Annotated in this window: 24 protein-coding genes; 4 read left to right on the forward strand and 20 right to left on the reverse strand. The window is 41.2% G+C overall.

Going from position 1 to position 26,235, the window contains the following annotated elements; genetic code table 11:
• Positions 1–53 precede the first annotated feature (53 nt).
• From coaE to AFK25_RS11600, 11 genes are all read right to left on the reverse strand, one after another.
• Positions 54–650 (reverse strand): dephospho-CoA kinase, encoded by a 597-nt coding sequence (gene coaE / locus AFK25_RS11550; RefSeq protein ID WP_035065571.1) that lies wholly within the window; start codon positions 648–650, stop codon positions 54–56.
• Between the two features lie 18 nt (positions 651–668).
• Complete coding sequence (ytaF, locus tag AFK25_RS11555) at positions 669–1,295, reverse strand: sporulation membrane protein YtaF (RefSeq protein ID WP_026011499.1); 627 nt, start codon at positions 1,293–1,295, stop codon at positions 669–671.
• Between the two features lie 64 nt (positions 1,296–1,359).
• Positions 1,360–2,175, reverse strand: coding sequence for a DNA-formamidopyrimidine glycosylase (gene mutM / locus AFK25_RS11560; RefSeq protein WP_019416697.1), 816 nt, complete (start codon positions 2,173–2,175; stop codon positions 1,360–1,362).
• A gap of 18 nt (positions 2,176–2,193) precedes the next feature.
• Positions 2,194–4,821: a DNA polymerase I gene (polA, locus tag AFK25_RS11565; RefSeq protein ID WP_035065363.1), complete on the reverse strand. Its 2,628-nt coding sequence runs from the start codon at positions 4,819–4,821 to the stop codon at positions 2,194–2,196.
• 193 nt (positions 4,822–5,014) lie between these two features.
• Positions 5,015–6,778, reverse strand: a complete 1,764-nt coding sequence (gene pnpS / locus AFK25_RS11570) for a two-component system histidine kinase PnpS (RefSeq protein ID WP_035065361.1) — start codon at positions 6,776–6,778, stop codon at positions 5,015–5,017.
• Positions 6,771–7,487, reverse strand: a complete 717-nt coding sequence (locus tag AFK25_RS11575) for a response regulator transcription factor (RefSeq protein WP_009361832.1) — start codon at positions 7,485–7,487, stop codon at positions 6,771–6,773. The genes pnpS and AFK25_RS11575 overlap by 8 nt, the downstream gene beginning before the upstream one ends.
• A gap of 89 nt (positions 7,488–7,576) precedes the next feature.
• Positions 7,577–8,047, reverse strand: coding sequence for a MaoC/PaaZ C-terminal domain-containing protein (locus AFK25_RS11580; RefSeq protein WP_019416693.1), 471 nt, complete (start codon positions 8,045–8,047; stop codon positions 7,577–7,579).
• A 56-nt stretch (positions 8,048–8,103) separates the two neighbouring features.
• Positions 8,104–9,042 (reverse strand): malate dehydrogenase, encoded by a 939-nt coding sequence (gene mdh / locus AFK25_RS11585; RefSeq protein ID WP_019416692.1) that lies wholly within the window; start codon positions 9,040–9,042, stop codon positions 8,104–8,106.
• Positions 9,043–9,065: 23 nt separating this feature from the next.
• On the reverse strand, positions 9,066–10,340 hold the full coding sequence (icd, locus tag AFK25_RS11590) for an NADP-dependent isocitrate dehydrogenase (RefSeq protein WP_019416691.1): 1,275 nt from the start codon (positions 10,338–10,340) through the stop codon (positions 9,066–9,068).
• A 65-nt stretch (positions 10,341–10,405) separates the two neighbouring features.
• Complete coding sequence (citZ, locus tag AFK25_RS11595; RefSeq protein ID WP_009361836.1) at positions 10,406–11,524, reverse strand: citrate synthase; 1,119 nt, start codon at positions 11,522–11,524, stop codon at positions 10,406–10,408.
• Between the two features lie 260 nt (positions 11,525–11,784).
• A complete protein-coding gene (locus tag AFK25_RS11600; protein ID WP_009361837.1) occupies positions 11,785–12,240 on the reverse strand; it encodes a DUF441 domain-containing protein in 456 nt (151 codons plus the stop codon).
• A gap of 89 nt (positions 12,241–12,329) precedes the next feature.
• Here AFK25_RS11600 and ytvI point away from each other — a divergent pair, with 89 nt between their 5' ends.
• Positions 12,330–13,448: a sporulation integral membrane protein YtvI gene (gene ytvI / locus AFK25_RS11605; RefSeq protein WP_035065357.1), complete on the forward strand. Its 1,119-nt coding sequence runs from the start codon at positions 12,330–12,332 to the stop codon at positions 13,446–13,448.
• An 18-nt stretch (positions 13,449–13,466) separates the two neighbouring features.
• On the opposite strand, the gene AFK25_RS11610 is transcribed toward ytvI, so the two are convergent.
• From AFK25_RS11610 to dnaE, 8 genes are all read right to left on the reverse strand, one after another.
• The gene (locus tag AFK25_RS11610; protein WP_240483401.1) at positions 13,467–13,859 is read right to left on the reverse strand and encodes an FxsA family protein; all 393 of its coding nucleotides are present in this window, start codon (positions 13,857–13,859) and stop codon (positions 13,467–13,469) included.
• A 47-nt stretch (positions 13,860–13,906) separates the two neighbouring features.
• Positions 13,907–15,667 carry a pyruvate kinase gene (gene pyk, locus AFK25_RS11615; protein WP_035065347.1) on the reverse strand — a complete coding sequence of 587 codons (1,761 nt, stop codon included), beginning with the start codon at positions 15,665–15,667 and terminating at the stop codon, positions 13,907–13,909.
• Between the two features lie 48 nt (positions 15,668–15,715).
• Positions 15,716–16,675, reverse strand: coding sequence for a 6-phosphofructokinase (gene pfkA, locus AFK25_RS11620; RefSeq protein ID WP_009361516.1), 960 nt, complete (start codon positions 16,673–16,675; stop codon positions 15,716–15,718).
• Positions 16,676–16,864: 189 nt separating this feature from the next.
• The gene (accA, locus tag AFK25_RS11625) at positions 16,865–17,842 is read right to left on the reverse strand and encodes an acetyl-CoA carboxylase carboxyl transferase subunit alpha (RefSeq protein ID WP_009361517.1); all 978 of its coding nucleotides are present in this window, start codon (positions 17,840–17,842) and stop codon (positions 16,865–16,867) included.
• On the reverse strand, positions 17,827–18,699 hold the full coding sequence (gene accD / locus AFK25_RS11630; RefSeq protein ID WP_009361518.1) for an acetyl-CoA carboxylase, carboxyltransferase subunit beta: 873 nt from the start codon (positions 18,697–18,699) through the stop codon (positions 17,827–17,829). Before accD ends, accA begins: the two co-directional genes overlap by 16 nt.
• Positions 18,700–18,768: 69 nt before the next feature.
• The gene (locus AFK25_RS11635; protein WP_009361519.1) at positions 18,769–19,371 is read right to left on the reverse strand and encodes a FadR/GntR family transcriptional regulator; all 603 of its coding nucleotides are present in this window, start codon (positions 19,369–19,371) and stop codon (positions 18,769–18,771) included.
• Positions 19,358–20,611: an NADP-dependent malic enzyme gene (ystJ, locus tag AFK25_RS11640; RefSeq protein WP_035065344.1), complete on the reverse strand. Its 1,254-nt coding sequence runs from the start codon at positions 20,609–20,611 to the stop codon at positions 19,358–19,360. The genes AFK25_RS11635 and ystJ overlap by 14 nt, the downstream gene beginning before the upstream one ends.
• A gap of 87 nt (positions 20,612–20,698) precedes the next feature.
• Positions 20,699–23,920 (reverse strand): DNA polymerase III subunit alpha, encoded by a 3,222-nt coding sequence (gene dnaE / locus AFK25_RS11645; protein ID WP_035065342.1) that lies wholly within the window; start codon positions 23,918–23,920, stop codon positions 20,699–20,701.
• A gap of 113 nt (positions 23,921–24,033) precedes the next feature.
• Here dnaE and ytrH point away from each other — a divergent pair, with 113 nt between their 5' ends.
• Both ytrH and ytrI read left to right on the forward strand, forming a co-directional pair.
• Positions 24,034–24,372: a sporulation membrane protein YtrH gene (gene ytrH / locus AFK25_RS11650; RefSeq protein WP_009361522.1), complete on the forward strand. Its 339-nt coding sequence runs from the start codon at positions 24,034–24,036 to the stop codon at positions 24,370–24,372.
• Positions 24,369–24,869 carry a sporulation membrane protein YtrI gene (gene ytrI, locus AFK25_RS11655; protein WP_009361523.1) on the forward strand — a complete coding sequence of 167 codons (501 nt, stop codon included), beginning with the start codon at positions 24,369–24,371 and terminating at the stop codon, positions 24,867–24,869. The genes ytrH and ytrI overlap by 4 nt, the downstream gene beginning before the upstream one ends.
• 8 nt (positions 24,870–24,877) lie before the next feature.
• Here the strand turns inward: ytrI and AFK25_RS11660 are convergent, their stop codons facing one another.
• Complete coding sequence (locus tag AFK25_RS11660) at positions 24,878–25,825, reverse strand: DHH family phosphoesterase (RefSeq protein ID WP_019416681.1); 948 nt, start codon at positions 25,823–25,825, stop codon at positions 24,878–24,880.
• Between the two features lie 98 nt (positions 25,826–25,923).
• On the opposite strand from AFK25_RS11660, the gene AFK25_RS11665 reads away from it, so the two are divergent.
• Positions 25,924–26,223, forward strand: coding sequence for a YtpI family protein (locus AFK25_RS11665; protein ID WP_019416680.1), 300 nt, complete (start codon positions 25,924–25,926; stop codon positions 26,221–26,223).
• The last annotated feature ends 12 nt before the right edge of the window (positions 26,224–26,235 follow it).

Here is a 26,235-nt window from a genome sequence, read left to right on the forward strand (position 1 = left end):
TAGTATAACACTTTTAGTGTGTTTATGCTATAAAAAAATAAAAAAAGGGCGTCCTATTTTTCAAGGACACCCCAACGCATTAAGCATGTATGCAGTTGTCGTTTCGTTTCTTCTATCGTTCCGTTATTGTCGATCACAGCATCGGCTTTCTTTCTTTTTTCTTCAAGTGGCATTTGTGCTTTGATTCGCGCCCACGCTTCTTCAGCCGAAAAGCCATTGCGCTCACAAAGCCGATGAAGCTGGGTTTGTTCATCGACATATACAACGAGAATGCGATCAACGAGATGCTCTAATTTGCTTTCGAATAGAAGGGGAATATCAAGAACAACTACCTTTTTCCCCTGTTTCGCATATTGTTCTTTTTGTTGTAGCATATGTTTGCGCACAAGCGGATGAACGATGGCATTTAACTGTTTTCGCTTTTGTTCATCATCGAACACGATCGCACCGAGTTTGCGGCGATCAATTGCTCCGTTTGCATCTAAAATGTCGCGGCCGAACGTTTCAATGATGGGCTTATACGCCTCACCATTTATTGCTGTGACACGATGGGCAATTTCATCTGCATCAATGACAGGAATATGTAAGTCGCGAAACATCGCCGCGACCGTGCTTTTTCCGCTCGCAATCCCCCCTGTTAAACCGATCATTAACACTTACCGTCCCCCCTACCTCATTTTAAAAATACCAAGTACAATGAGCATAATTCCAGGCAAAAACGAATATTTTTGTAGCCAGTCATATGTCCTAAACGACTTACCAATTTTTAAACCGCTAAATAAAAAGCTAAAGCTAAGCAAACAAACGAGAAATGTCGTAAACGTTACAGAATAATTTAAAAGCGCTGCGCTCACTCCGGCTCCAAACGCATCAAGAGACAACGCAACACCTAAAAATACAGCTTCCATCCCTGTAATCGTACCTGATCGGTCAAAATCAGCCATCGTCGGCTTGCGTAAAATTTGAATAACAATACCGAGCGAACGAATTTCTACATTCATGAGAAACTTTTCTTCATTGTCGTCTCGTTTAAGGATAAATTGAATGAGCATCCATAGCCCTAATACGATCAATATACTTCCACCCATTGCGTTCGCAACAGTTGAGGAAAAAAACGCATATATGATGCGTCCAATGCCCATCGCTACTAAAAAAGTCATGCACGAAAACAGCGAAATAATGAGCAATGACCGAAGCGGAATATGCACATTCCGCATGCCATACGTAATCCCGACAGTCAAACCGTCGATGCTAACAGCTAAAGCAAGTAAAAATAAAGACCATGTGATCATCAGCGCCCGCCCCTTCCTTTGAAAAACTACCATAGTATATGGAAGAGGCCTAGGCAATGTTCTTACACTATGTTTGACAATGTTTACAATAATGCGTACCGCGATTCGCAACCGTTGTTTTGACAATGGGCTCTCCACATCGACGGCACGGCTTGTTTACGCGACCATATACGTACAATTGCGTCTGAAATGTTCCTATTTTCCCTTGTGTATTGACGTACGTTCGAACCGTACTTCCCCCTTTTTCAATCGCTTCTCGTATCGTTTCAACGATCGCTTCATGTAACGCTTCTACCTCCTGCGTCGTTAACGTAGCTGCGAGGCGTTCTGGGTGAATGGACGAACGAAATAGCACTTCATCGACATAAATGTTCCCTAACCCAGCAACAATCGTTTGATCAAGCAATACCGCTTTTATTTTTCGTTTTGTTCGTTGAAGCTGATCGGTAAGCCATGAAACAGTAAACTGCTCATCAAGTGGCTCGATGCCGATATGCAATAAAGGAGGAATGTTTTCCCCTTTATCGCACAAATGCATTGTCCCAAATTTACGCACATCGCGATAACGAAGTTCTGTACGATCTGTAAATGTAAAAAAGATATGCGTATGTCGATCAAATGGAGCATTTTCTTTTTCGTATATGTAGCGTCCTTCCATACGCAAATGGGACACAAGAACGACATCATCCAATTGAAAAATTAAAAATTTTCCTCGTCGTTGAATATCGGCAATCGTTTTTCCTTTTAATCGTTCACAAAATGTTTCTACGTCAGGATGTTGAATCATCTTTTCCCAATGCACTTTCACCCGTTCGATCGTTTTGCCGACAACAAGCGGAAGAAGCGTGCGCCGCACCGTTTCCACTTCAGGTAATTCTGGCATCATGTGTTCATCCTTTCTTTACTTTGCATCATACCACGTCGGTCCAAAGTGATAATCGACCTTTAGTGGAACACGTAATGATACCGCATTTTCCATCACGTCTGGAACAAGTTTTTTCAACAAATCAATTTCCTCTTTTGGAGCCTCTAAAATCAGTTCATCATGTACTTGCAATAATAGACGAGCTTGTAACCGTTCTTCATGTAACCGTGTCGCTAAATCAATCATCGCCTTTTTAATAATATCGGCAGCACTTCCTTGAATCGGCGTGTTCATCGCTGTCCGCTCAGCAAAGCTGCGAATATTAAAGTTGTTGCTCGTAATATCCGGTAAATAGCGACGACGATGAAGCAACGTCGTAACATATCCTTTTTGTTTCGCATCTTGTATAATTTCTTCCATATACCGTTTGACACCCGGATAACTTTGAAAATATCGCTCGATAAATTCCGCTGCTTCTTTGCGTGTAATGCCTAAGTTTTGCGATAATCCGTAGTCGCTAATTCCGTAAACGATACCAAAATTGACGGCCTTCGCTTGTCGGCGCATATGTGCGGTTACTTCTTCTTCCTTTACATGAAAAATGTCCATCGCTGTTTTCGTATGAATGTCGAGATCATGATGAAATGCTGCGATTAAATTTTCATCGTTAGCAATATGAGCTAACACCCGCAACTCAATTTGCGAATAGTCAGCCGCAAAAATGACCCAGTCATCAAAAGATGGGACGAATGCTTGACGAATTTTTCTTCCTTCTTCAATGCGAATCGGAATGTTTTGTAAATTAGGCTCCGTCGAACTTAAGCGCCCTGTTTGCGTCAATGCTTGTTGGAAAATGGTATGCACTTTCCCTGTATCTTGACGAACTACTTTCATTAATCCTTCTACATATGTCGATTGTAATTTTCCGAGCTGACGATAATGTAAAATTTGCTCGATGATTTCATGGTAAGGAGCTAATTTTTCTAAAACATCCGCCGATGTTGAATAACCTGTTTTCGTCTTTTTTACAATCGGCAACTGTAATTTCTCAAACAAAATCGTCCCTAGTTGTTTTGGGGAATTGATGTTAAATGTCGTTCCTGCTAATTCATAAATGCGTTGCTCAATTTGTTGAAGCTGAGCGGTGAACTCTTTCCCCATGTCTTGCAAGCGATTCACATCTACTTTTACACCGTGAAACTCCATTTGTGCCAAAATGAACGTAAGTGGTAACTCTAAGTGAATAAGCAATTCGAATTGTTCATTTTGCTTTAGTTCATGAATATATGTTTCTTTTAGCGAAGCGATCGCTTTTGCTTTTCGTACGAGATGTTCAGCTAATACATTTGTCGGGGGAATAGTTTGTTTTGCCCCTTTTCCGTATACTTCTTCATCGCTTTGTACGTCTGTATATTGCTTTGTTTTTGCAACAGCAGCGACATCTCCGTTTGCATCTGTCGGATTGAGCAAGTATGCAGCTAATAATAAATCAAAATCAACACCTTTCAATTCAATGCCGTGCCACTTTAGCGCAACAATCGCTCGTTTCGCATCAAACACACTTTTTTTACATCGCTCATTCTCAAGCCATGTTCGAAATATAGATGAGGCGAAAGCAACATCTGTCGGAATAAAAAAATGTCCTCGCTCATTAACAAGTGCAAATCCGAGAATCGGTGCTTGATGATAATTCGCATCGAGCACTTCGACAACAAGGGCGCTCTCTTCCGTCAACATATGTTCTTCAATCGTTTGCACCGTCACAAAAGAGACGTTCGTTAACGATCGTTGTTCATGTAAAGAATTTCCGATTTTATCCATTAACGATGTAAAACCTAGCTCTTGAAATAACGCTGCCAGTCGCTCAACATCGTATGACTGCCATGCTAATTCATCAAGCGATAGCGTAAGCGGAACGTCGCGATGAATGGTTGCTAGCTGTTTACTTAGTAGCGCTTGTTCACGATACGTCTGCAAATTTTCTTTTAGTTTTTTTCCTGAAATATGTTCAAGTGATGCAAGTACGTGTTCAACTGTTCCGTACTCCTTTAACAACTTTAATGCTGTCTTTTCTCCGACTCCCGGAACACCTGGGATATTATCCGATGCATCTCCCATTAACCCTTTTAAATCAACAATTTGCGCCGGCGTTAATCCGTACTTTTCAAGTACATGTTCTGGTGTATATCGTTCCATATCTGTTATTCCTTTTTTCGTCACATGGACATGAATACGCTCAGACGCTAATTGAGTTAAGTCCCGATCCCCTGAAATAATCACAACGTGAAATCCTTCTTTTTCCGCTTGTGTCGCGAGCGTCCCAATAATATCATCGGCTTCATAATTTTCAAGCTCATACGTGCGGATGTTATACGCATCAAGCAACTCACGTAAAAATGGGAACTGTTCTGATAGTTCCGGTGGTGTTTTTTGTCTCCCACCTTTATATTCTGTATACACGTCATGACGAAATGTCGTTTTCCCTGCGTCAAACGCCACGAGCATGTGCGTCGGCTTTTCTTCTTCAATGAGCTTCATTAACATCATGGTAAAACCGTAAATCGCATTTGTATGAATCCCTTTATCATTATGTAAGAGCGGCAGAGCAAAAAAAGCGCGGTAAGCGATGCTATTGCCGTCGATCAATACTAATTTATTTGCCAAACCGAAAACCTCCTCTTTATTCACTTACGCTTATTTTACCACGATACCCGTAAAAAAAGAAAAAAGACGAGAACGTTCGTTGTCCTCGCCTATTCCAAGACAATCGGCTTCTTGGATGAAGGGGTTTTCATCTGTTATCTTACCAATATTTTTTGAATATATGGTAAATCGTTTGTAAATATATCGTAAAAAATTACTCGTCTAAACAAGCATCGATGCGAAAATGCACGGTAAAGGTCGTTCCTACCCCTACTTCACTTTTGACAGAAATCGTTCCGTGATGTGCCTCCACTAAATGTTTTACAATCGCCAATCCAAGACCTGTTCCACCTGAATTGCGACTTCGTGCTTTGTCTACGCGATAAAATCGTTCAAAAATGCGCGGAATTTCTTTTTGTTCAATACCAATTCCTGTGTCGCTGACATGAACACGCAATTGTTTATCGTCCTTTTCGATGGAAACAGTGACGCGTCCACCTGCTGGCGTATAAGCGATGGCGTTGTTAATTAAATTAATAAAAATTTGCTTTAAACGATGTAAATCCCCATACATATAACAAATCGGTGCATTCGATGTGCATGATAATGCAATTTGTTTATCGTTTGCTTTCGCTTCAAGCATAACAATGACTTCTTTTAATACTTCATGCAAGTCAACAACAGATACATTTAATGTAAATCCTTGTTGTTCAATTTTCGATAAATCAAGCAAATCTTGAATTAAATGTTGAAGTCGTTCACTTTCTTTTAAAATAATCGTTAAAAAATATTCAAGCGTTTGAGCATCATGCATCGCCCCATCTAACAACGTTTCCGCAAAACCTTTAATCGATGTAATCGGCGTTTTTAGTTCGTGTGAAACGTTCGCGACAAAATCTTTTCGCATTTGCTCAAGCTTTTTTAGCTCAGTAATATCATGGAACACAACAATAATTCCTTTCCATTCATCGTTCGTTCCGATAATCGGTGTTCCGTATACTTCGAAATGTTTTCGCTCAATACCGACAGGAAGAAGCAATTGTTTACGTACGTTTACTTCGGTCATAAATATTTCTTCCACAAGCGCAATAACTTCTTTATGCGGAAACGCCTCATAATATAAACGATGAACATAGTCGGACGGATCAATATGAAACATTTCCTTATACGCGCGGTTCATCAGCGAAATGTAGCCACGTTGATCAATTAAAATTAAGCCGCTCCCCATATTTTCAATTAATGCCCGCAAGCGATCTTGCTGCATTTCTTGCATGCGCACCATCTCTTGTAAATTGCGCGCTAAAATGTTAAGCGACTGACTAAGCATTCCTGTTTCATCTTCTCGACTTTCGTACGTTCGCGCCTTATAATTGCCGCGTGCAAGTTCCATCGCCACTTTTGTCGCGGTCTCAATCGGTTTTGTATATTGATTCGTAATTTTAATACCTAATAAAAGAATGATGAAAAATGCAATGCTTAAGCTGAATGTAAGCAAAATCCAAATTTGTTCATTTACCCGCTCAATCGCATATATCGGTAAGCTGAGAACGATATGCCCCAGTTGTTCATCTCGTTGCCAAAATGGGACCGCATAGTAATATAAATCTTGCTCTTCTTCAAATATAACGGACCGATCTTCTTGTTTTAATAACGTTTGAATCAATTTTTTATGACGTTTTTCATCAATGGATACGTAATTGTTCGTATCAAACATAAGCTTCCCATCTCGGTCAACAATGGTGATGCGAGCAGACAACATATCGCTAATGGCACGCAATTTTTGCTCAAACGATGATGATTGGAGCGATTTATTTTCCATATATAAAGCTAAAAGCTTCGCCTCTTTTTCCATACGTTCATGGACAGTATCTGCATAAAATTTTTGAAATAATTGGCCTAATAATAACCCAAGACCAAATAAAACAGATAAAATGACTGAAATGAGGCCAAGCAATAGCCGAGAGCGAAATTTATTCATCCGCTTTCGGCTCCTCTAGCTTATACCCTAATCCGCGTATCGTTTTTATATATACGGGTTTTCGCGTATCTTGTTCAATTTTTTCACGCAAATGGCTAATATGTACATCGACAATGCGCGTATCACCAGCAAAATCGTAATTCCATACGGCGCTAAGCAATTGATCGCGCGTCAGCACACGCCCTTTATATTTCGCTAAATATGCTAATAGTTCAAACTCTTTCGGAGTTAATTCTAATCTTTGCTCTGCAAAATACGCCTCATAACGATCTGGGAAAATTTTTAGTTGCCCGACAATGAGCGAATCGTCACCATTTTCTTGTTTTTCTTCATGTCCATGAATGGTCGTTCGGCGCAAAATCGCCTTGACACGCGCGACAACTTCGCGTGGGCTAAACGGCTTTGTCATATAATCATCAGCACCTAGTTCAAGCCCAAGCACTTTATCAAACTCATCGTCTTTTGCCGTCAACATTAAAATAGGTGTCATCACTTTTTGTTGACGCAATTGCTTACATACTTCGATACCATCTAATTTTGGTAACATTAAATCGAGAATGATAAAATCGGGTCGTTCTTCCAATGCTTTATGAAGCCCTTCTTCCCCATCATAAGCTGTTAATACAATAAATCCTGCCTGCTTTAAATTGTACTCTAATAAAGTGACGATCGAGTGCTCATCATCGACAACTAACAGACGTTTCGACATAGCCATCCTCCAACAACGTAAATTTGTTACATTTTTATTATAACGGGTTACTTTGAAAGATAAAAATAAAAAAAGAGGCGATGCCCCTTTTAAAAGTTATCTAATGCTTTTTCTTCCATAAACGGATATGGAGGAACGACACGCAACGCCCCAACTAATATTTCTTCTCCATCTCGAACCGCTTGAACGGAAATATGAATTTCATTGTTTTCTTCATCAACATGCGTTACTTCAAATAAAAACTCCACGTGTTCATAATGATATACCGGTCGTTTAAATTCAATCGTTTGGGAAACGATATGACTTCCTGGACCTGGTAAATATTTCGAAATAGCTGATGTAATCATACCTGTTAACATAATCGCTGGTACGATCGGACGTTTCAACGGTGTTTGAGATGCATAGTCATGTTGAATATAAAGCGGGTTCGCATCGTTTGTCAGCCCTAAATATAACAATAAATCTTTATCTTCAATCGCTTCCGTTAATACGAGCTTCTCCCCTACCGAAATGTCCGAAATTAAACGCCCAATTTTACGCTTTTTCCCTAACATCGCCATCTCCCCTTTGTTTGACCATATATAAAAATTCGGGGAAAGGTCCCCCGAATTTTTTATCATTGTAATACTTTCATCACGTTTTTCACCGATTCAACAGATTTCGCTAATGCTGCTTTTTCTTCTTCTGTTAGCTGTAATTCGATCACTTTTTCGATTCCGTTGCCACCTAAAATCGTTGGCACACCTAAATAAATGCCTTCATATCCGTATTCGCCTTCTAAATAAGCGATGGCTGGAAGAACTCGGCGCTGGTCTTTTACGATCGCTTCAACCATCTCAGCAAGGGAAGCGGCTGGCGCATAATAAGCACTACCGTTGCCTAGCAAGTTGACGATTTCACCGCCACCTTTACGCGTACGTTCAACAATGGCATCTAAACGCTCTTTTGGGATTAACGTTTCAAGCGGAATGCCTCCTGCGTATGAGTAACGTACAAGCGGTACCATATCATCTCCATGACCGCCTAAAACAAATCCTGTAATGTCTTTAACAGATAAGTTTAATTCTTGTGCAACAAATGTTCGGAAACGTGCGGTATCTAATACACCCGATTGACCGATGACGCGGTTTTTCGGAAAGCCTGATTCTTTAAATACTGTATATGTCATCGCATCTACTGGGTTTGTTAAGACGATAATAAAGCAGTTTGGTGAGTATTTGACGACTTCTTTCGTTACAGCTTTCATAATGCTTTGATTTGTCGTTACTAAGTCGTCACGGCTCATCCCTGGCTTCCGCGCAATCCCCGCAGTGATGACAACGATATCTGAATCAGCCGTATCCGCATAATCTGACGTACCAATAATGTTCGCGTCAAAACCAAGAACTGGGCTTGACTCAAGCATATCGAGCGCCTTTCCTTTTGTCGGATTTTCCAATTGTGGAATGTCGACAAGAACGATATCCCCTAGCTCTTTTTGCGCTAAAATAAACGCTGTTGTCGCTCCCGTAAATCCAGCACCGATAATTGAGATTTTTTTACGTTTCATACCCACGTTCTTCCATCCCCTTTTTTCGTTTATTCGCTCATATTTCGAATGAGAGCATCCGCAAATTCAGAGCATTTCACTTCTGTTGCACCTTCCATTAAGCGCGCAAAATCATATGTGACCACTTTAGATGCAATTGTTTTTTCCATAGAGTCAATAATGAGTTTCGCTGCTTCGTTCCAACCGAGATGTTCAAACATCATTACACCAGATAAAATGACCGATGACGGATTTACTTTATCTAATCCTGCATATTTTGGTGCCGTGCCATGCGTTGCTTCAAAAATTGCATGACCTGTTTCATAGTTAATGTTTGCACCTGGAGCAATACCGATGCCGCCTACTTGTGCTGCAAGCGCATCAGAAATGTAATCGCCGTTTAAGTTCATCGTCGCAACAACATCAAACTCGCGTGGACGAGTTAAAATTTGTTGTAAGAAAATATCTGCAATCGCATCTTTAATGATAATTTTTCCTGCTGCTTCTGCTTCCGCCTGCGCTTTGTTTGCAGCTTCTTTTCCATGCGCTTCAACGATGCGATCATACTCCGCCCATGTAAACACTTGATCGCCAAATTCTTGCTCAGCTAATTCGTAACCCCAGTTTTTAAACGCACCTTCTGTATATTTCATAATGTTTCCTTTATGAACGAGCGTCACAGATTTGCGGCCGTGTTCAATCGCATATTTAATCGCCGCCCGCACTAATCGTTTCGTTCCTTCTTCTGAAATTGGCTTAATGCCGATTCCTGACGTTTCAGGGAAGCGGATTTTGCGTACGCCCATTTCATTTTGTAAGAAATCGATCACTTTTTTTACTTCTGGCGTTCCTTTCGCATATTCGATTCCAGCATAAATATCTTCCGTATTTTCACGGAAAATGACCATATCTGTATCTTCAGGACGCTTAACTGGAGAAGGAACTCCTTTAAAATAGCGAACCGGACGTAAGCATACAAATAAATCGAGCTCTTGGCGAAGCGCAACGTTTAAGGAGCGAATGCCTCCACCTACTGGCGTTGTTAACGGACCTTTAATCGCAATTATGTATTCACGAATCGTATCAAGTGTTTCTTGTGGCAACCATTCACCTGTCAACTTAAACGCTTTTTCACCAGCAAGCACTTCTTTCCAAACGATTTTTCGTTCACCTTTATACGCTTTTTCAACAGCTGCTTCCAATACGCGAGAAGCGGCTGCCCAAATATCCGGGCCTGTCCCGTCCCCTTCGATAAATGGGATAATTGGGTAATTTGGAACGTTTAATACTCCGTTTGTAACTGTAATTTTTTCTCCTTGCATCATCATACCTCCAAATCATGTAGTGTAAAAAGGTGAGAGGCGAACTTCTCACCTTTTCTAAACAATTGTTATGCGCGTTCTTCAAGCGGTACGTACACTTGTCTCATCGGTCCTGTATATTCTGCACGCGGGCGAATGAGACGGTTGTTTTCGTACTGCTCTAAAATGTGTGCAAGCCATCCAGACATACGGCTAATTGCAAAAATTGGTGTAAATAAGTCGTGATCAATTCCTAAACTATGGTAAACAGAAGCTGAGTAGAAGTCAACATTTGGTGGTAACCCTTTTGTCGATGTAACAATCTCTTCAATTTTCACCGACATGTCATACCAATGCGGTTCACCTGTTAACTTCGTCAATTTTTCAGACATTTTCTTTAAATGTTTTGCGCGTGGGTCTCCGTGACGATAAACGCGATGACCGAAGCCCATAATTTTTTCTTTGTTGTTTAATTTGTTATGAATGTACGTTTCTACATTTTGTAGCGTACCAATTTCCGTCAACATTTTCATGACCGCTTCGTTTGCTCCGCCATGAAGAGGTCCTTTCAACGCGCCAATCGCTGCAGTAATGCCAGAGTATACATCTGATAAAGTCGCAACACAGACGCGCGCTGTAAATGTTGAAGCGTTCAATTCATGGTCCGCATGAAGCACAAGCGCCTTATTAAACGCTTCTTCAGCGATTGGATCCGGCTCTTTACCTGTTAACATATATAAAAAGTTTGCCGCAAAACTTAAATCTTTGCGCGGTGGCACAGGCTCTAATCCTTTGCGAATACGCGAAAACGCAGCAACAATCGTCGATACTTTCGCCTGTAAACGAATAGCTTTGCGATAGTTCGCTTCCGGATTCATCGCTTCCGCTTCTTCATCGTACAATCCAAGGAACGAAATCGCTGTGCGAAGCGCCGCCATTGGATGAACTTTGTCAAGCGGATACATTTTAAAATGATCAATGATTTGTTGCGGAATATCGGCATTTTCTGCCAACTGTTTCGTTAACGCTTCTAACTCTTCTTTGTTTGGCAATTTGCGGTGCCAAAGCAAATAAACAACCTCTTCAAATGTAGCATGTTCTGCTAAATCATCGATATTATACCCAACATACGTGAGCGTATCATCGATGATCGAACTAATTGTGGAAGTGGTCGCTACAACCCCTTCGAGACCGCGAGTTACTGTCATCTTACATCTCTCCTTTTCTCTTTTATTCCCCTTTTCCCATGTTGAAACGCGTCGTCGAGCGATTGCTCAAAACAGCTGAATAAAAATGCAAAGAAAATGCTTACATTTTGTTATATATTCACCTGTCCGCTTAACGAAGCGAGCAGGGGAATATATACGATAGTTTCGTACATGCTCCAATACCATTATAAACAATTATCAGACTTTTGTGAACTAAAAGAAATCATAATTCAAAAATATTATTATAAAAAAGTAATAAATCACGAAAATATATCGACCATTTTCATGAGCATATACGCAATGCCCGCACCAATTAACGGCCCGACCGCAACGCCTTTGAATAAAGATACAGCTAAAATCGTACCAATGACAAGCGCAGTCGTCATATGCGGGTCTTTCGCAAGCAGCGTGACGCCTCCTTTTGCTAATAAAGCGACCGCAATGCCTGACAACATTGCAATCCACGCGTAAACCGATCGAACAGACTCTGCCAGCTCTTTCAAACCTATTTTTCCAGAGGCAATCGGAACTAATACAGCAATCGTAATGATGGTCACCCCAAGATTGATTCCTTTTTGTTGTAAGTAAGGGAATACTTTTGCACTTAGTCCGATGCTTTTCACAACGAGTAAAAAAAGCACTGCGAAAATAAGAGAATGATTTTTTGCCATCATGCCAATGACAAGAAGAATAAATAAAAAAATAAACGGCTGCATTAAAGATTCACCTTCTTCTTTGAAACTTTTTCTTCTTTTGCATTGTATATTATAATAGTCATAAATGACAAAAGACGGGAGGTGAAGACGTGCCAACTCAATATGTATATCGCTCCCTTCGCTTTTTATTTGTCATCTTTGTCATCATTGCTGGGTTAGCGAGTTTATATTATGTATCAACGTTAACGTATCCGTTTTTAATTGCGTTAGCGATTGCCTTTTTCATTAATCCAGTTGTGGATGTATTAGAGAAAAAAGCGAAAATGCCGAGGGCGCTAGCGGTCATCGTTGTTTTAATTTTTTTACTTGCACTCGTTGCAGGGCTTGTTACTCTCCTTGTCGCAGAAATTGTGACGGGCACACAATATTTAGCAACAGTCGTTCCAAATCATTTTCAAAAGCTTGTTGTTTATCTAGAACAGTTTGTCGCTAGTCAACTAATTCCATTTTACAACCAGCTAGCTACGCTCTTTAAAAATTTAGATACATCTCAACAAGATACGATTATGACAAACATTCAGTCGGTTGGAACGAAAATTGCGACAACAGTCGGACAATTTATTCAAAATATATTACAAAATATTCCTTCGATTATCGGATGGTTGCCTAATTTCGCGACAATCTTTATTTTTTCATTGCTCGCTACATTTTTCATAAGCAAAGATTGGTATCGTCTAAAATCGTTGTTCCAAAAACTGTTACCAAACAAAGTGCAAACGAGCAGCACAAAAGTGTTTACTGAACTAAAAAAGGCACTGTTTGGCTTTCTTAAAGCGCAAGCCACACTTATTTCTATTACAACGCTCATTGTATTAGTCGGCTTGCTTGTGTTGCGAGTAGAATATGCGATCACGATTGCGCTTATTATCGGCATTGTAGATATTTTGCCGTATTTAGGAACAGGTTTAGTATTCGTTCCATGGATTGTTTACGCAGCGCTGAGCGGTGATACTCATTTTGCCATCGGTCTTGGCGTGCTATATATCGTTGTTCTCGTACAGCGACAAGTGATGGAACCGAAACTTCTTTCTTCTAATATCGGGCTCGATCCATTAGCTACATTAATCGCTTTATTCGTCGGTTTCAAATTGATCGGGTTTCTCGGATTAATCGTTGGACCAGTATTGCTTGTCATTGGACGCACGCTACATCATGCTGGCGTCTTTCAAGACATTTGGAATTTCATTGTTGGCAAAAAAGAAGCATAAGCGACGAGCTTATGCTTTTTATTTCCGAATGTATATCCAAGTTTTCGTATAAAACATCCACTTAAACAAACGGACGAGCCATGGTTTCATTTTTTCGCGCGCAAATGGGAGAAGCAAAATAAAACCTGCTGTATCAGTAATAAATCCTGGCGTTAACAATAACGTCCCGCCAACTAAAATGCAAATCCCATCTAATAGCGCATCGCTTGGGATACGTCCATTCATCCATTCATCCTTCGCGCGCTGAAGCGTATGCAATCCTTGCCTTTTTGCTAAAAATGCGCCGATAATGCCTGTCGCCACGATGAAAGCAAATGTCGGCCATATCCCGATTGCTTTTCCTGACAAAACGAGAACGACAATTTCTAACGCTGGAATAACGATAAAAAGAAGAAAAAAGATGTTACGCACACACATCCCTCCAAAATAATTAAAGAAGGGGTTGTCCCCTTCTTTAATTATAACACGCTTGCGTGACCACGATAAATGGCACCAAAGCTTGCGTCTACTGTAATATCTTGTCCATCTTTTAAAATGGCTGTTGCGTTGTTTACACCGACGATGACCGGAATGCCTAAGCTTAAACCAACAACAGCTGCATGGCTTGTTAAGCCACCTTCTTCTGTAATGATCGCAGCAGCTTTTTCTAACGCTTTCATCATATCCGCATCTGTTGCAGGAGCAACTAAAATACCGCCTTCAATCATTTTTTCAACTGCTTCTTCAGCTGTTTTTGCTACAACAACTTTTCCAAATGCTGATTTGCGACCAATGCCTTGACCTTTTGCAATCATATCGCCAATCATATGCACTTTCATTAAGTTTGTCGATCCTGTCTCTCCAACCGGAACGCCTGCCGTAATAACAACGAGATCACCATGTTTCACAATACGTGTATCGAGAGCTGCTTCAACAGCAATATCAAGCATTTCATCTGTTGATGTGGCATGTTGAGCAACGCGTGGGTAAACCCCCCAAACGAGCGCTAATTTACGCGAAACACCTTCATTTGATGTAACTGCGATAATTGGCGCTTTTGGACGGTATTTCGAAATCATGCGAGCTGTATGGCCGCTGACTGTCGGCGTAACAATTGCTGCGACATCTAAGTTTAATGCGGTGTGAGCAACCGATTGTCCAATGGCATCTGTAATCGTTGTACCGCTTTGTTTGCTTCGTTTTGATAATAAGTCGCGATATTGTAACGCTTGTTCTGTGCGCAAAGCAATGCGGTGCATCGTTTGTACCGCCTCTACTGGATAAGCACCTGCTGCTGTTTCACCTGACAGCATAATCGCATCTGTTCCATCAAAAATGGCATTCGCGACGTCGCTTGCCTCCGCACGAGTAGGGCGTGGGTTGCGTTGCATCGAATCAAGCATTTGTGTCGCTGTAATAACCGGTTTTCCGAGCGCATTACATTTTTTAATTAATTCTTTTTGCACAAGCGGCACTTCTTCTGCTGGAATTTCAACACCTAAATCTCCGCGAGCAACCATTAAACCGTCTGCCACTTCTAAAATTTCGTCAATATTGTCTACGCCTTCTTGGTTTTCAATTTTCGGGATAATTTGAATGTGCAACGCGTGATGTTCTTCGAGCAATTCACGAATTTCAAGCACGTCAGAAGCGCGGCGAACGAACGATGCGGCAATGAAATCAATGCCTTGTTCAATACCGAAACGAATATCTTCTGCGTCTTTTTCAGTAATGCCCGGCAACTTCACTTTTACACCAGGGACGTTTACACCTTTTTTATTTTTTAGTACGCCACCGTTTAACACTTTCGTACGAATTTCTTTTGCCTCTTTATCGATCGCTAACACTTCTAATCCGATTAATCCATCATCTAATAAAATGGTGGAGCCGACATGAACGTCATCAATTAGCCCTTCATAAGTAATCGAAAATTTTTCAGGCGTGCCGAGCACTTCTTTCATGGAAATCGTCACTTCAGAGCCCGCCTTTAACTCAATCGCCCCATTTTCCATGTTATGCGTACGAATTTCTGGACCTTTCGTATCCAATAAAATCGCTACCGTTTTTCCAGTTATTTTTGACGCTTCACGAATGTTGCGAATGCGCGCTGCATGCTCTTCATGACTTCCGTGCGAGAAGTTGAGGCGAGCGACGTTCATTCCTGCTTCAATAAGTTGCACAAGCTTTTCTACACTTTCACTCGCTGGACCGATCGTACAAACAATTTTCGTTTTGCGCATAAACACCCTCCTACAAATTGCATATGGAAACGATACCATAAATATACATTAAATTGAAAGCTCTTTGGACAATTGGTACATTTTTTGGTCAACTGTATGTTTTTGTGCTAACGCTTCAATGATGTCATGATCAACAAGTTGATTGTTTTGAATGCCGACACAACGTCCGCCTTTTCCTTCAAGCAACAATTCTACGGCACGAGCACCTAAACGGCTTGCAAGCACACGGTCAAACGCTGTCGGTGAACCACCACGTTGGACGTGACCTAACACAGTTACACGCGTTTCAAAGCCTGTTGCTTCTTCAATTCGCTTACCAAATTCCACACCGCTACCGACACCTTCAGCAACAATAATAATACTATGTTTTTTCCCGCGTTCATGTCCACGTTTCAGACGCGCAACAATTTCATCCATATCATAATCTGCTTCTGGAATTAAAATGCTCTCCGCTCCGCCAGCAAGACCGGCCCAAAGCGCAATGTCCCCAGCATGACGCCCCATGACTTCAATGACGTATGTACGCTCATGAGATGTCGCTGTATCACGAATTTTGTCAATTGCATCAATAACCGTATTCAATGCTGTATCAAAACCGATCGTAAAATCCGTTCCTGGAATGTCATTATCAATTGTTCCCGGCACGCCGACGCAAGGATAGCCGTGTTCTGTTAATTTTTTCGCCCCTTGATACGAACCGTCACCACCGATCACAACGAGCCCTTCAATACCATGCTTTTTCAATTGCTCAATTCCTTTTAACTGTCCTTCTAACGTTTTAAATTCTGGGCAGCGGGCCGTATATAACATCGTTCCACCACGATGAATAATATCGCCAACATCCCCGATTTCAAGTTTCTTAATGTTTCCGGCAATTAACCCCGCATATCCGTGGTAAATGCCGTACACTTCTAATCCATGGTAAATTGCTTTTCGAACAACTGCGCGAATGGCCGCATTCATTCCTGGTGAATCGCCACCGCTCGTAAGCACACCAATTCTTTTCATCGCTCTTCACCTCTTTAAAAAAGTAAAATAAGAAGTATGACCTCTTACTTTAAGATAACATGAAGGTATATGGAACACAATACATAATGAAATGTTTCACAAAACGTTGATTTTTTCACGCTACAAAAAGTTTACCCAAAGTCGCCCTTTTCATGTAATACAAAAGGCCATCGAAATGGATGACCTTTTTTACATAACGGACACATGTTGTTGTGACTCAATAAAATCGCCAATCTTTTTATATTTTTCATATCGTTGTGCAATTAACTGTTCAGCATTTAACGGAAGCAATTCACGTAACGAACGTTGAAGAACGTCATCAATATATTTCGCCTGCTCATCAACATTTCGATGCGCACCGCCGCGCACTTCTGGAATCATTTCATCAATGACGCCAAGCTGCTTTAAATCTTTTGCTGTAATTTTCATCGTTTCGGCAGCCTTTTTTGCCAACGATGCATCTTTCCATAAAATAGCCGCTGCCCCTTCTGGCGAAATGACGGAATACGTTGAATTTTCAAGCATATGGACATAGTTTCCAACACCAAGTGCAAGCGCACCGCCGCTTCCGCCTTCACCGATCACAATGCATACGACAGGGACAGTTAACCCCGCCATTTCAAACAAATTTCGTGCGATCGCTTCACTTTGTCCGCGTTCTTCAGCAGCTTTTCCAGGATACGCCCCTTTCGTATCAATAAAACAAATAATCGGACGCCCAAATTTTTCAGCTTGCTTCATTAAACGAAGCGCTTTTCGATACCCTTCTGGATGCGGCATGCCAAAATTACGGCGAATATTTTCTTTCGTATCTTTTCCACGTTGATGTCCGATGACTGTCACAGGCAATCCGTGATATTTCGCAATGCCTCCGACAATCGCTTCATCGTCGCCAAAGCAGCGATCACCGTGACATTCAAAAAAGTTCGTAAACAACCGCTCGATATAATCAAGCGTTGTCGGACGATTTGGATGCCGAGCAATTTGCACGCGATCCCATGGGCTCAAATTGGCATAAATATCGTTTTCAAGCTTTTCAAGTCGCGCTTCTAACTTATTGATTTCATCTGAAAAGTCGACGTCACGATGTTTCGTAAACTCTTTCAGTTCGCTAATTTTTTTTCGCAGTTCTACAAGCGGCTTTTCAAATTCTAATTCGTACGCCATTCGTCTCCACCTCGCGATTGGTGAATGTCTAATACATTCGTTAATCTATCTTTTAATTCATGACGCGGAATAACAGCATCTAATTGTCCATGTTTCAATAAAAATTCCGCTGTTTGAAAATCATCAGGCAACTCTTCCCGAACCGTTTGTTCGATGACTCGTCTTCCCGCAAAACCGATCAACGCCCCCGGTTCAGCAAAGTTATAATCTCCAAGCGAGGCGAAACTTGCTGATACGCCACCTGTCGTTGGATGGGTCATGACTGAAATGATGAGTCCACCTTGTTCGCTAAATAGTTTTAATGCAGCGCTTGTTTTCGCCATTTGCATTAAACTTAATACACCTTCTTGCATCCGCGCTCCACCTGAAGCGGTAAAAATAATAAAAGGTACCGATTTTTCCATCGCTCGTTCGATGGCGCGTGCAATTTTTTCTCCGACAACCGATCCCATACTCCCCATGCGGAAACGGGAATCCATCACTGCAATAACAACCGGAAAACCGTTTATCGTTCCTTCTCCTGTAACAACCGCTTCGTTCAATTTCGTTTTCTCACGATCTTCCTCAATTTTCTCCATATACTGTGGAAAATCAAGCGGATTTTTAGAAAGAAGGTGACGATCGTATTCATGAAACGTCCCTTCATCTAACAAACACGCAATGCGTTCAGGAGCAGACATCGGATGATGATAGCCGCACGATATACAAACGCGTAAATTTTTCACTAATTCTTTCGTATACATAATTTTTTTACACTTCGGACATTTTGTCATAATGCCTTCAGGTACATCTTGCTTTGCTTGTTCAGACGGAATGGTCGCATACTTCTTTTTCTTGGAGAACAAATCTTTCAGCACATGTTTCCCTCCCCTACTTAGTCCATTTCTACTTTACTGAATAAAGACAACTTTGTTTGTCACATTGTGTCAATTCTCTTTCGACATTTTTTGCATCACGTATTGCTCATAAATAGCAACCGCTTCTTCACAAGACCGTTTTTGTAGTGCGATCCGCATTTGTTTATAAAACTCGGAAGGGAGATTCATCGTATATACGTGCTCAAAAAAGTCGTTTAACACAAGCCAAATGCGCAACAATAAATAGTTATCGGTGGCTTCTACAATCCGTCGGAAAAATGAATGGTACGTATGTTCCGTTTGTGATATAAGCTCAAGCTTTTCATCTGTCAGTCGCTCGCAAGCAAGTTGTAAGCATATGCGCTCTATGAATATTTTTGTTTCTATTAAATCTCGTTTTTCCCGATTTCCTTGCAAAATAAACGAGCCAAGTAGTTGAATGAGCTGATGGTCGCCAAACGGTTTCATAAACGTTCCTTCCCCGCGGCGCGTTTCAATTAATCCAAGCAACTCTAACGCCCGCAACGCTTCACGAACAGAAGAGCGTCCGACTCGTAATCGGTCGGCTAACTCTCGTTCAGATGGCAATCGATCACCAGGTTGAAGACCTGCTTCTTCAATCATGCGATGAATTTGCCAAAACGTTTCAATGTATACTTTAGAAGTAGTCATGTTCACTCTCACCTGCAATCACAGCTAATTGTCGTGTTCGCTTTTCTACTTCTTTTGGATCAACAATCACTTGTGCAACGCCTGTTTCGATGGCGGCTTTCGCCACTGCAGCAGCAACAGCTGGAGCGACACGCGGATCGAGAGGAGCAGGAATAACATAATCAGCACGCAATTCATCTTCTGTAATTAAATGCGCAATGGCTTCTACAGCGGCCATTTTCATTTGTTCATTAATTTGTTTGGCGCGTACATCAAGAGCACCTCTGAAAATACCCGGAAACGCCAACACGTTATTCACTTGATTCGGATAGTCGGAACGTCCTGTCCCAACAACTGTTGCCCCTGCTTGCAATGCCTCTTCCGGCATAATTTCTGGCGTCGGGTTTGCCATCGCAAAAATGATTGCATCCCGATTCATCGTTTCAACCATGCTCGCTGTCAATGCTCCTGCAACAGACACACCAATAAATACATCCGCACCAACGATGACTTCCTGTAACGTTCCTGCTTTTTTCTCATCGTTTGTCCATTGGGCAATTTCATGTTTGATCTCATTCATTCCGTATGGGCGCCCTTCATAAATCGCCCCTTTTGAATCGCACATGATGATATGTTTAACCCCGTAACAACGAAGCAGCTTCATAATCGCAATTCCTGCTGCTCCCGCTCCGTTAATGATCACTTGAATATCTTCTATTTTTTTGTTCACTAACTTTAACGCATTCATTAAACCAGCAACAGTTACAATCGCTGTTCCATGTTGATCATCATGAAAAACAGGAATGTTCATTTCTCGCTTTAATCGTTCCTCAATCGTAAAACAATGCGGAGCAGCAATATCTTCTAAGTTAATGCCTCCAAATGTCGGCTCAAGCAATTTGACCGTTTGAATCATTTGTTCCACATCTGATGTATTTAAACAAATAGGGAATGCATCAACCCCAGCGAAACTTTTAAAGAGCACCGCCTTTCCTTCCATCACTGGCAATGCTGCGTCTGCCCCAATATTTCCAAGCCCTAACACTGCACTCCCATTGGAAACGACCGCCACTGTGTTCGCTTTTAACGTATAATCATATATTTTGCTCGGTTCGGCATGAATGGCTTTGCACGGTTCTGCTACACCAGGAGAATACGCTAAGCTTAAATCGTAAGCATTTCTTAACGGCACTTTCGCTTTTACTTCGAGCTTCCCTTGATAACGCTCATGCATATGAAGCGCTTCTTTAAACAACGACACGACATCTTCCTCCCTAACAAGCGGCCACTGGTCTGACCACTTAACTTCTATAAAAATATAATAAAAATGAAAAATAGTAAAGCATTTTTATTTCACAACGACATTCCCATCCCCCAGCAATGCCGTTAGCTGATGAATGCACTCATCGTGCGGAGACACAGCATATTCATGAGAAAGCTGCACTTTTTTTCGTTCTGCTTCATAGTACAAAATGACAGGTGCATATCCGCGATGAGCGATTAACACTTCTTTTAACTGTTGCAATACAACTGGTGACGCGTGCTGTTCATCAATTTTCATATAAACACATACCGGCTTCCTTGCTTGTTGTACAATGAGATGCCAGCCATTCGATCGCTGTTCTATTTTTCCTTCCATATACAACACGCTTCCTTGTTGCAATAAAGAATGAAATCGGCTATAAACTGCTGGAAATGCGATCGCATACCATTCATCGCTATCGTCACAAATCGTCACAAACGCCATTTCTTCCCCTTTTTTTGTCCGCTTTTTCGTCACCTCCTCAACGTATGCGATTACTTTGCCAACATTCGCTTTCTCTATTTCCCATTCGTACATACGTTTTGCTCCCCACATTGAATAAAAATGGGCAAATGATTCAACCGGATGAGGGGAAACGTAGACGTTAAGCCATTGCTTTTCGTATTTCAATTGATCGCTGAGCGATAACGGTTCAGCATGAACATATTTTGGTCGTACGCCGAAATCAGAGGTGAGAAACTCGGCATGCTCAAGCGCCACGTCAATACTTGCATAAAGGGTTGCACGCTCCACACGAAATTCGTCAAAACAGCCGGAAAAAATAAGCGCTTCGACGATCTTTCTTTGTGAAGGCTCGATACGTAGTCGCGAAACGAAATCAAAAAAATCGGAAAATGGTTGTCTTTGACGCTCCCGAATTATTTGTTTAACAAAGGCGGAGCTTACTTGTTTAATCGCTAACAATCCAAAACGAATATCGTTTCCATCAACGGTAAAATGCCCTTCACTTCGTCCGATGGAAGGAGGGAGCAAACGTATTCGTTTTTTGCGAAGTTCGTGCACACATTGCATCATCTTTTCTTTTTGTCCGATGACATTTGTTAATAAAACAGCGTAAAAATCGAGCGGATAATGCGCTTTGATATATGCAAGCATATATGCGATATAGCTATATGCTACTGCATGGCTTCTGTTAAACCCATAACCAGCAAAACGAACAATGAGCTCATACAATTCGTTTGCCATATGGGCAGCGTACCCATTTTGCATGCACCCTTCAATAAAACGTTGTTTCTCTTTTTCCATTTGTCCAACGTCTTTTTTACTTATTGCGCGACGTAACAAATCGGCTTCTGCTAACGAAAAGCGTGCCATTTGTTCAGCAATTTTCATAATTTGTTCTTGATACACGATGACTCCATATGTTGATTGCAAAATCGATTGCAAATCATCATGCATGTAAACGATCGGCTCACGCCCATGTTTTCGGGAAATATATGTTGGAATTTGTTCCATCGGTCCCGGTCGAAATAAAGCGTTTACTGCTACAATATCTTCAAACGTTGTCGGTTGTAATTCGCGCAACACCCGCTTCATTCCTTCTGACTCAAGCTGAAACACACCAAAAGTATCCCCTTGACTGAAAAGCGCATACGTTTGTTCGTCATCGAGCGGCATGTTTTCAAAACGTAAACGATGGCCTGTCCGCTGTTCAACGCTATGAATCATTTGTTCAACCATCGTTAAATTTTTGAGGGCAAGTAAATCAAATTTCAATAATCCGATTTGCTCAAGTGCATCCATCGCATATTGCGTCACATACGTTGTCGTTTGTCCGGCTTGAAGGGGGACGATGTCTGTTAACGGGCATGGACTAATGACTATACCAGCCGCATGAATAGATGTATGCTTTGGCAAGCCTTCAATCCGTTGTACGACGCTATGCCATGGACGTGTACGATCCAATCGTCCCGTAGCTAACGTTTGCTCCATTTCTTGTTCATCTACTTCAAACACACGACCGACTTCACGAATGGCTGAGCGTGTTCCAAATGTCCCAAACGTAATAATTTGCGCAACATGATCTTTTCCATATGTTTGTTCAATATAACGAATCACTTCTTCGCGACGATGATCGGGAAAATCAATATCAATATCTGGAAGTGACAGACGAGCTGGGTTTAAAAAACGTTCAAACAAAAGCCCGTATTGTAACGGGTCCACTTGTGTAATTCCGAGTATGTAAGCAACGAGCGAACCTGCAGCTGATCCACGTCCCGGTCCTGTCAATATTCCTCGTTCACGCGCAAAACGCATGAAATCAGCAACAATTAAAAAATAGTCACTAAAATTCATCTGCTGAATAATTTGCAGTTCATATTGTAACCGAGCGACATATGCTTCAGGCTGATCAGGAAAACGTTTCGTGAATTGCTCCCAACACCACGTTTGCAAATATTCGTCAGCCGTTTTGCCCGAAGGAACAGGATAGCGCGGCATAAACCATTTTTTAGCCTCAAACGTCACATGACATCGCTGGGCAATGCGCACCGTCTCCTCAACGGCTTCACGATACATTGAAAATAATGAGATCATTTCGTCAGCACTTTTGAAATGGTATTCATTCGTTAAAAAGCGTGGACGGTTCGGGTCAGCCATTTTCTTTCCGTGTTTCATCGCAAGTAAACATTCAAAAGCAAGAGCATCTTCTTTATACATGTAGCGTACATCGTTTGTCGCCACGAGCGGCATGTTCCATCGTTTACTATGTTCAAAAAGTAGCGGCAATAAATCTTCTTGTTCTTGTAAGCCATGTCGCTGCACATTTATATAAAAATCGCCGCTTTGAAATAGCTTCGCGTACGTGTGCACAAGCGTTTCTGCTTGAGCAATTTCTCCGTTCAGCAAATGCTGTTCCACTCGCCCATGTACTCCGCTTGTCATACCGATTAATTCGCTCGTGTAGCGGGATAAGTCAAATAAAAAGATACCCTTTCCGTCATTTAATTGAATGGCTGTAGCAATATGGACAAGTTGACGATACCCGTCGTTATTTTTCGCCAACAGCACCAGTTGATCTGTATGCCCGTGCTCATCAAATACTGTCGCAATCATACCGATAATCGGTTTGATTCCGTGCGCTTGACACGCCTTATAAAACGGAATTACCCCATACAAGACGTTTTCATCCGTTAACGCAACTGCTGAAAATTGAAGTTCACGCGCCCGCATAACGAGCTCCTCAATTTTCACCGTGCTACTTAATAAGCTATAACCACTTCGCACTTGTAGATGGATAAACGACAATGTGTCTCCCACCTTTTCTATTTTTTCCTATTATATTCACTATATATGTTGAAAAGCAAAACATACCTTGCTTGTTTGTCCCATATACATAGTATACAGAAGGAGTGAGCCAGATGGAGATGAAAACAGCGTTTTTGCCTGCTTTTATTCAAAGCTATTTCATCGCTTTAGGTGTGTTAGTTGGAGGGGCGTTCATCGGTGGATTTGGAGCTTTTTTATCTGGAGAACCACCGCTCACAATGATGTATCGTTTTGCAAGCAGTTTAAAAATTTGGGCTTTGATTGCAGCGATCGGAGGCACGTTTGATACGTTTTATAGCGTTGAACGTGGATTTTTCCAAGGAGAAACACGAGATGTCATTAAGCAATTTTTACTCATTTTATCAGCCACGGGCGGCGCACAAACAGGTATGACGTTTATTCGCTGGTTTACACAGGAGCATGGCGCATGAGAGTCCCACCGTATACACGCGATCCAGGATGGCAACGTTTTTTTGCTGGAGCGGCCATCGGAGCAATCATTAGTTGGATCGTTTTTTTACAAATTTTCGGTATTTTGCAAGAAAAACAAGTTCGCCAGCTCAACGTACAACGAGAAATCATCGCCCAGTTGAAACACGATTTAAACATTTGGCAACAAGATTACATCGAACTAAATAAAGAAAATAAAAAACGACTAACGATTCAATCAATTGATGTCAAAGTCATTAACGCACAATCATACGGCATCGATACGTACACAGCGTTTCGAATTGAAGAAGATATAAAAAAAGATATTCAACATATCACAGCGAAAGATATTGAAACAGTATATAAAAGTAAGGAGCTACTAAAAAAAGCGATTGAAAATAAAACATACGTGATCGACAATCGTACGTACAATCTTCATATCGAAACGATTTTATTTTTTACAAATATATCTATTGAACTAAAATTAAAGCAACAGTAGAGGCCTCTCTACTGTTGCTGACATACTTCGTTTAAATCTGCCAACACGTGTTCCACTTCGTCCCACGAATAAATGGACGCTCCTGCTGCTAGTGGATGGCCACCGCCTCGATATTTTTTTGCAACTTCGTTGACGATCGGACCTCTTGAACGAAGACGGACGCGAATTTGATCATCTTCTTCCACAAAAAACACCCATGCTCGTATTCCTTCAATATTTCCAAGCACGCTGACAAGCTGCGAAGCCTCTGATGGTGTTGCATCATATTGTTTTAATAATTGTTTCGTTAATATAATATGAGCCACTCCGTGTTCGGATAGTTCAAAATTTTGCAACACATATCCGCTTAAATGCGCAATAGATAGCTTTGTACGATACAACTGATCATACAAGTCGACAAATGAAAATCCGTATTCAACTAATTCGCTTGCATATTTAAATGTTTTTGGATTCGTGCTTGGGAAAAGAAAACGACCTGTATCCCCAACAATTCCTGCGTAAATTAGTCGAGCTGCTTCTTTCGTTAAAACGAGACCGTGTTCCTTTCCGACTAAATACAACTCATAAATCATTTCACTAACCGAGCTAGCGTTTGTATCTACCCATAAAATGTCACCATACGGGTCTTCATTTGGATGATGATCAATTTTAATAATCTTTTTTCCAAGTTTATAACGTTGATCGCATACTCGTTCTTCATTTGCCGTATCGCAAACGATCACAAGAGCGTCGTTATACGTTTCATCAGGGATCACATCCATTTTACGCAAAAATTCGAGCGACGGTTCATCTTTTCCAACGGTATAGACGTGCTTTTCTGGAAATGACGCTTTAATAAGCTCTGCTAATCCCCCTTGCGAACCGTACGCATCAGGATCTGGTCGAACGTGACGGTGAATAATAATCGTATCAAATTGTTGAATATGACGAATGATTTCCAAAACCTTTTGTTCCATGGTACTTCTCCTTTTTTTCTCCATTAAAACATATTTTATTATGATTCGAAAAGATGTAAAATAATCACGCAACGATTTTTTTTGTTGGAGGACTGACTATGCCGATATTTGTTATACTTATCATCTTTTCACTTTCGTTTTATTTGTATTACAAAATCAAATATTTCCGCAGCAAACGGCCGATGGAGCGCAAATGGATTAGTGCCAAATCGAGCATTGCGCTTGGCTCATTTGTATTTTTCTTTGCGATCAATCAATTTTTTATTCATCGTTCAACTGTCTCCCTTATCGTTGGCATCGTCTTTCTTTTCGTTGGTGCAGGAAGCATATGGGGAGGTTATCGTGCCCATCGCTACTATTTTCCACTTGCAGTAAAAGAAGCGGAGGAACTAAAATAGGCTGCTATATGC

Source organism: Anoxybacillus gonensis, from assembly GCF_001187595.1.
GTDB classification, from domain to species: Bacteria; Bacillota; Bacilli; order Bacillales; family Anoxybacillaceae; genus Anoxybacillus; species Anoxybacillus gonensis.

What these genes read in the sequence shown, in the direction of transcription:
- coaE (WP_035065571.1), bottom strand. Translation starts at nt 650, where the DNA reads ATGATCGGTTTAACAGGGGGGATTGCGAGCGGAAAAAGCACGGTCGCG.
- AFK25_RS11665 (WP_019416680.1), top strand. Translation starts at nt 25,924, where the DNA reads ATGCCGATATTTGTTATACTTATCATCTTTTCACTTTCGTTTTATTTG.
- AFK25_RS11575 (WP_009361832.1), bottom strand. Translation starts at nt 7,487, where the DNA reads ATGTCGAAACGTCTGTTAGTTGTCGATGATGAGCACTCGATCGTCACT.
- mutM (WP_019416697.1), bottom strand. Translation starts at nt 2,175, where the DNA reads ATGCCAGAATTACCTGAAGTGGAAACGGTGCGGCGCACGCTTCTTCCG.
- AFK25_RS11660 (WP_019416681.1), bottom strand. Translation starts at nt 25,825, where the DNA reads ATGGAACAAAAGGTTTTGGAAATCATTCGTCATATTCAACAATTTGAT.
- AFK25_RS11580 (WP_019416693.1), bottom strand. Translation starts at nt 8,047, where the DNA reads ATGGCGATGTTAGGGAAAAAGCGTAAAATTGGGCGTTTAATTTCGGAC.
- pnpS (WP_035065361.1), bottom strand. Translation starts at nt 6,778, where the DNA reads ATGAATAAATTTCGCTCTCGGCTATTGCTTGGCCTCATTTCAGTCATT.
- ytrI (WP_009361523.1), top strand. Translation starts at nt 24,369, where the DNA reads ATGAGAGTCCCACCGTATACACGCGATCCAGGATGGCAACGTTTTTTT.
- pfkA (WP_009361516.1), bottom strand. Translation starts at nt 16,675, where the DNA reads ATGAAAAGAATTGGTGTGCTTACGAGCGGTGGCGATTCACCAGGAATG.
- pyk (WP_035065347.1), bottom strand. Translation starts at nt 15,667, where the DNA reads ATGCGCAAAACGAAAATTGTTTGTACGATCGGTCCAGCGAGTGAAAGT.
- icd (WP_019416691.1), bottom strand. Translation starts at nt 10,340, where the DNA reads ATGATGCAAGGAGAAAAAATTACAGTTACAAACGGAGTATTAAACGTT.
- citZ (WP_009361836.1), bottom strand. Translation starts at nt 11,524, where the DNA reads ATGACAGTAACTCGCGGTCTCGAAGGGGTTGTAGCGACCACTTCCACA.
- AFK25_RS11600 (WP_009361837.1), bottom strand. Translation starts at nt 12,240, where the DNA reads ATGCAGCCGTTTATTTTTTTATTTATTCTTCTTGTCATTGGCATGATG.
- AFK25_RS11635 (WP_009361519.1), bottom strand. Translation starts at nt 19,371, where the DNA reads ATGACTACTTCTAAAGTATACATTGAAACGTTTTGGCAAATTCATCGC.
- ytrH (WP_009361522.1), top strand. Translation starts at nt 24,034, where the DNA reads ATGGAGATGAAAACAGCGTTTTTGCCTGCTTTTATTCAAAGCTATTTC.
- accA (WP_009361517.1), bottom strand. Translation starts at nt 17,842, where the DNA reads ATGGCGTACGAATTAGAATTTGAAAAGCCGCTTGTAGAACTGCGAAAA.